The following is a 6,214-nucleotide window of genomic DNA, read 5'->3' on the forward strand; positions in this document are numbered from 1 at the left end:
TCGAGGGGAGATCCACCGATGAACGAGACCCTGACCGCCGCACTGGAGGCCGCCGGACGTGGCTGGCCGGTGTTCATGCTGGGCCGCTCCAAGCGGCCGGTAGCCAACTGCGACACCTGCCGCAGCGCCACCGGCCACGACCCGGCGACCTGCGGGCACCTGACCTGCCACGGCTTCTACGCCGCGACCACCGACCCGGCCCGCATCGCCGCGATCGTGGCCGCCGTACCGCGCGGACAACTCGCCGTCAGGACCGGCGCCGTGTCCGGTCTGCTGGTGGTCGACGTGGACCCCGCCCACGGCGGCGACGAGAGCCTGTCCGGCCTTGTGGCTGCGGGGCTGGTGCCGCGCACGCTGCGGGTCATTACCGGCTCGGGCGGGCAGCACCTGTACTACCGCCACCCCGGCCAGGCTGTGCCGTCCCGGCCGATGCCGGGCCGCCCCGGAATCGACATCAAAGCCGATGGCGGATATGTCGTCCTCCCGCCGTCCGTGCACCACCGCACCGGGTGCCGCTACCGGTGGGCGACCACCAGCCGATCGCACGTCAGGGAGATGCCCCCCGCCCTGGTCGCGGCCTGCCTGCCCGCCAGGCCGGCCGAATCGCCCAGTCCGCCCACCGCCCCGACCAGCATCGGCCCGGGCGGGGGCATCTCCCACCCCGGCAAGCTCCTAGACGCCCTCCTGGACGCCGTGCGCCGCGCCCCGCAAGGCCGACGCCGCACCACCCTCTACGGCGCCGCCAGGGGTGCCGCGCGGATGGTCGCGGCCGGAGCGCTCGACCAGGCCGACGCCGTCACCGCCCTGACCTACGTGGGACACCAGGCCGCACAGACCGACCGCGACATCAGAGCCGCCATCGCTGGTGGCTTCCGTGACGAAGGGATCGCCGCATGACCACCCCCACCGACAACCACGACCAGACCGCCGCCGTCGACGGCGCCGAGCTGCTGGACGAGGTCCGCGCCGTCATCGGCCGGTACGTCGTCCTGCCGAGCGACGCGGCCGGGGTCGCTGTCGTGCTGTGGATCGCTGCCACGCATGCGGTCCCGGCGTGGAACTGCGCACCGCGGCTTGTCATCCGGGCACCCGAAAAGCGGTGCGGGAAGTCGCGGCTACTCGACATGGCTGACGGGCTGTCGCACCGGCCTCTGATGACCACCAACGCATCCCCGTCAGCGGTCTACCGCTCGATCGGCCTCAAGCCGTCCGATCCGCCGACGCTGCTGATCGATGAGGCAGACACGATTTTTGGCCCCAAGGCAGGCGACAACGAAGACCTACGCGGCCTGCTCAACGCCGGGCACCAGCGCGGCCGACCGACCCTGCGCTACGACGCCGGATCTCGGTCGGTCGAGCAGATCGAGACATTCGCCATGGCCGCACTCGCCGGTATCGGGATGATGCCCGACACGATCGAGGACCGCGCGGCCGTAATCCGGATGCGGCGCCGCGCCAAGGGTGAAGAGGTTCAGCCCTACCGGGTCCGCCGTGACGGCCCGATCCTGGCCGAGCTGCGGGAACGCCTGCACGGCTGGGTCACCGCCCACCTCGACGGCCTCACCAACGCCGCCCCGGTCATGCCCTTGGAAGACCGCGCGGCCGACACCTGGGAACCGCTCATCGCCCTCGCAGACCTAGCGGGCGGACACTGGCCGCGCCGCGCCAGGACCGCCGCACTGACCCTGATTGCGGAGCTACAAGACTCCACCGAAGCATCCCAATCGATCCGGCTGCTGATTGACTGCCGGGCCGCGTTCGGGACAGCGCAGGCGCTGCCGTCATCCGTCATCGTTCAACGCCTCCGAGCCGATGACGAATCGCCTTGGACCGAGACACCCGCGCCGGGCGGGCTGTCCGTCCGGCGGCTCGCCGCTCTGCTGCGCGAGTACGACATCACCCCCAAGAACCACCGCTGGGAAGACGGCACCCAGTCCAAGGGATACGCCCGCGACGACTTCGAAGACACCTGGGCCAGGTACTGCCCCACCGACCCCGAAAACACCTCCACGGGGGACACCGTCCCGAACCGTCCCAACCGTCCCTTCGCAGGTCACGCCGGGGACGGATCAGTTCCCTGGGACGGATCGAACCGTCCCAACGATTCATCCGTCCCCGCTCTGACCTGCGACGGGACGGTTGGGACGGATGGGACGGATCACCCGCACACAGCCGGACAGCCCATCTGCATCGGTTGCCGACAACCCCTCACCCACGACAACGGAACCCACACCCACCCCACCTGCGAGACCGCATGAGTGCAGTCACTTCTGCCCCGACGCCACCAACCGTGAACGGACGAAGGAGTCGCATCGTGGCCACGAAAACTACAGCGATCAGCACCCGTGAACGTCTGACGGTTACCGAGGTCTGCACCGACCTAGGTGTGTCTCGGTCGACCTTCTATGAGTGGCGCGCCAAGGGCACCGGGCCGCGTTGTATCAAGCTGCCCAACGGTGAGATCCGCGTTCGCAGGGTCGAGCTTGAACGCTGGCTGGACAGCCGGGAGGAGGCCGCCTGATGGCGAACACACATGATGTGCGGATCTGGCCCAAGATCCAGAAGAACAAGCTGAAGCGTGACCGATTCAGCTACACCGTCCGCTGGAGAGTGGCCGGTGAGCCGTTCAAGAAGACTTGCCAGACCTCCGCTCTTGCGGATAGCGAGCGGTCGAAGCTGATTACGGCACAGCGCAACGGCGAGGCATTCGACACCGAGACTGGCCGGCCGGTCTCCGAGGCGCGGCTAGCCGAGCCGATGGACTGGTACGAGTTCGCCTGCAAATACGTGGACCTGAAGTGGCCGCGCGCGGCCGCGACAACCAGGCGTAGCATCAGCGATTCTCTGGTGTCCGTCACACCGAGCATGTTTGCCAGCGACCGAGGAAAGCCGGACGCGAAGGTCATCCGCCGATCCCTGCACGGCTGGGCATTCAACGCCGGTCGACGAGATGGTGAAAGGCCAGACGATGTTCAGGCCGCGTTGGCATGGGTCGAGCGCTCATGCAAGCCTGTGTCCGCATTCGAACGGAGCGACACTCTGCGAGCGGCTCTCGATGCACTGGCTAGCAAGCTCGACGGTAAACCGGCAGCGGCGACAACTGTTGCTCGGAAGCGGGCAGTCTTTTCAAATGCACTCGACTACGCCGTAGAGCTGGGCTTGCTCGATCGCAACCCGATTGGATCGATCAAGTGGACAGCTCCAAAACAGGCGGGCGGCGCGGTCGATCCGCGCACTGTGGTGAATCCGTCGCAGGCGCGGACTCTTCTTGCAGCGGTAGGTGAGATGCCGGGCAGTGGACCGCGAATGGTCGCATTCTTTGCCGTCATGTACTTCTCTGCACTGAGGCCGGGCGAGGCTGTGAATTTGCGTCGCTCACAGTTGGTGTTGCCGAAGTCGGGATGGGGAGAACTGCTGCTAGAGCAATCCAGCCCTTACGCCGGTGCATCGTGGACAGACGACGGGGAGGATCGCGACAGGCGCCAGCTCAAACACCGGGCAGTCGGTGAGGTGCGGCCGGTGCCGTGCCCGCCAGCGCTCACCGCGATTCTCCATGAGCACCTGGAGGAGCACGGGACGGATCCGGATGGCCGGTTGTTCTGGGCCGCTCGCGGGGGCGATCTCCCGGCCGTCACCTACCAGACCATGTGGAAGAAGGTCCGGAAACGGGCCTTTGGCAAGGAAATGGCGAAGAGTTCCCAGTTGGCTCGGCGTCCGTACGACCTGCGACATGCTGCCGTCTCGACGTGGCTTGCCAGCGGGGTGGAGGCACCCCGAGTCGCTCTGTGGGCGGGTCACAGCGTCGACGTACTGCTGAGGGTGTACGCGAAGTTCCTTGACGGCCAGGAGGAGGTAGCGCGTCAGCGGATCGAGGCAGCTCTAGGCGCATGAGATAGGTCCCGAACGGCCACCGCGACCGGCTCACCTTGCCAACAGGAGGTGAGCCGGTCGCGGTCGTCTGGAGGGCAGAACGGGTCGGCTGTGCCCGCATTGTGCCCGCACGCCACCTTCCCTGGGCTGCAGCTGAGAGTTTCTGCAGGTCAGAGCCCATATCGGGCTTTCTGACCATCCGGCCTTGAAAACCGGTATGGCGGGTGACCGTCATCGTGGGTTCGAATCCCACACCCTCCGCCGAGCAGGCCTAAGCACGGCCTCTGACCTGCGAAACGTCCCGGCCCTTCGCTACCCGGCTTGCGAGGGCTGGAACATAGGGGCGTGGGTGTGATGACCATGCTTTGCCTCCGACAGTGCGGCGACTGTCGGAGCTTTCGCAGGAAACTCTCGCGCGCGTGCCGCCGTCCGGATGATAAGGCGGCATGGTGACCAACCACGATGAGGCGGCGGTCCCACCGTTGACACTGGCTTGGGTGCGCCGGCACCTGGAGGTCGGCGAACGGATCGTCAGGACCGAGGCACTGCACGGCGGCATGACTGCCGAAATGCGGCGGCTGACCATTGGCACGCGGGACGGAAGCACCCGTGACCTGGTGCTGCGGAGCTTCGTCGACACGTTTTACCTGGAACACGCCGAGGACTGGCTGAACAGGGAGGCCGGCGCCCTGTCCCTGCTCACGGGGACAGGGGTGCCGGCTCCTGGATTGGTCGCGGTTGATCCGACCGCCGCGCAGTGCGAGTATCCATCGCTCCTGATGACACATCTGGCCGGGCGGACGATCCTCGACGATGAGGGATTGGAGAAGCGCGTTCCTCTGCTGGCCCGTCAACTCGTGGCGATCCACGCGTTGCGACCCGCCGAGCGGCCCCGGAAGTATGTGGCGTTGACGACCGCCGACACCGTCGTGACTCCGAAGGGCGCCGACGCGGCGGCATGGGACGCGGCGATCGACGTGATCCGCAGGCCCGCGCCGCCCTATGACGGGCGATTCCTGCACCGGGACATTCAACCCGGCAACGTGCTGTTCGACCTGCCGCCCCAAAGCCCGGCAGGTCCCCGGATCACCGGCGTCGTCGACTGGGCAGCGACCTCCTGGGGCCCGGCGGACCTTGATGTCGCGCACTGCTCCACCAATCTCGCGCTGCTGCACGGCCCGGCGTGCGGTCTGCGGCTCACTGAGGCGTATGAGGAGGCCGGTGGAGTGCTGGCCGCGGCCGCGAGCGAGCGGCTGTACTGGCAGGTGCGGGACGCGCTGGCGTGCTCAGAAGAAGTGCAGTCGGTGGCGCAGCCATGGCGGCAGGCAGGGAGGACCCAGCTGACGGCGCGAGCCGTGGAGAAGCGGCTGGACGCCTACGTGACCGCCCTGATGGACGCGCTGGGCTGAGCCAAGGCGGTCCGGGGCGCGCCCCGGACTGTGGAAGCCCGGGTACCACGGCCTGGGCGCCCATGATGGGACCTAGCCGTCGGGCATCCGCGCAAGCGCATCGCCCGGGGTTGGCCTAGCTCCGTAATCTCGTACCGCACACCCGAAAGCACCGTCTCCGAGCTGGCGAATCCCCCCGTTGACGAGGTGTCCTGACGAAGCTCCGACTGCGGCTTCGGAGTACTCGACGCGGCTGGTGACGCCTTTGGCCGTGCAGACTCGTGAGAGGCTCTGAGCCTGCAAAGATGCGTCGAAGGAGGGTAATGAGACACATCTACCTCGTCACGCATCCTGAGGCACAGCATCACGTTGACGGCGTCGTTGGAGGCTGGCACGACTCAGATCTGACAGCCCGTGGGTGCCTGCAGGCCGAACGCATCGCCGAGGTCCTGGCGAGCAGGATCGGACTCCAGCCGGTCGAGGTCTACTCGTCTGATCTGAGTCGAGCCAGCCAAGCGGCAGAGCGAATTGCTGGGAGGTTCTGCGTCGAGGTTCAGACTGATGCGCGGCTTCGCGAGAGGTCCAACGGTGAGGCTGACGGGCGTCCCCAGGCGTGGCTCGCCGAGCGCCGCATCCCACTTCCGGAGTACGGCGATCGACTCGGGCACCACGACGGACCAGCTGGTGCGGAGACCCGAATGGCATTGGTCGAACGCCTGTACCCGGCCCTCGATGACATCGTCCGTCGACCGGTCGCGAACCAGATAGTGGTGTCTCACGGGTCCGCATCAAGCTATCTGATCGCTGCCTGGATCGGCATGCCGATGACGTCGACAGACCGGGCCTTCTTTCCGCTGACTTCAGGCAGTATCACCACCCTCCTCCGCAACGACACCCTGCGCTTGACCCGTCTCGACGGACAGGGTTGATGTGAGATGGTCAGGCTATCTGCTCGG

Annotated in this window: 6 protein-coding genes; all 6 read left to right on the plus strand. The window is 67.2% G+C overall.

Annotated features, from left to right (window positions below):
• Positions 1-18: 18 nt before the first annotated feature.
• Positions 19-897 carry a bifunctional DNA primase/polymerase gene (locus tag ABD255_RS07300; protein ID WP_344211153.1) on the plus strand — a complete coding sequence of 293 codons (879 nt, stop codon included), beginning with the start codon at positions 19-21 and terminating at the stop codon, positions 895-897.
• Complete coding sequence (locus tag ABD255_RS07305) at positions 894-2,258, plus strand: DUF3631 domain-containing protein (RefSeq protein WP_344211155.1); 1,365 nt, start codon at positions 894-896, stop codon at positions 2,256-2,258. Before ABD255_RS07300 ends, ABD255_RS07305 begins: the two co-directional genes overlap by 4 nt.
• 56 nt (positions 2,259-2,314) lie before the next feature.
• Positions 2,315-2,521 carry a helix-turn-helix transcriptional regulator gene (locus tag ABD255_RS07310; protein ID WP_344211157.1) on the plus strand — a complete coding sequence of 69 codons (207 nt, stop codon included), beginning with the start codon at positions 2,315-2,317 and terminating at the stop codon, positions 2,519-2,521.
• The gene (locus ABD255_RS07315) at positions 2,521-3,891 is read left to right on the plus strand and encodes a tyrosine-type recombinase/integrase (protein WP_344211159.1); all 1,371 of its coding nucleotides are present in this window, start codon (positions 2,521-2,523) and stop codon (positions 3,889-3,891) included. Before ABD255_RS07310 ends, ABD255_RS07315 begins: the two co-directional genes overlap by 1 nt.
• Before the next feature lie 428 nt (positions 3,892-4,319).
• Positions 4,320-5,279 carry a phosphotransferase family protein gene (locus ABD255_RS07320; RefSeq protein ID WP_344211161.1) on the plus strand — a complete coding sequence of 320 codons (960 nt, stop codon included), beginning with the start codon at positions 4,320-4,322 and terminating at the stop codon, positions 5,277-5,279.
• A gap of 302 nt (positions 5,280-5,581) precedes the next feature.
• The gene (locus tag ABD255_RS07325; RefSeq protein ID WP_344211163.1) at positions 5,582-6,187 is read left to right on the plus strand and encodes a histidine phosphatase family protein; all 606 of its coding nucleotides are present in this window, start codon (positions 5,582-5,584) and stop codon (positions 6,185-6,187) included.
• Positions 6,188-6,214 lie beyond the last annotated feature (27 nt).

The sequence above is a fragment of the Kribbella sancticallisti genome (assembly GCF_039530625.1).
Lineage (GTDB): Bacteria > Actinomycetota > Actinomycetes > Propionibacteriales > Kribbellaceae > Kribbella > Kribbella sancticallisti.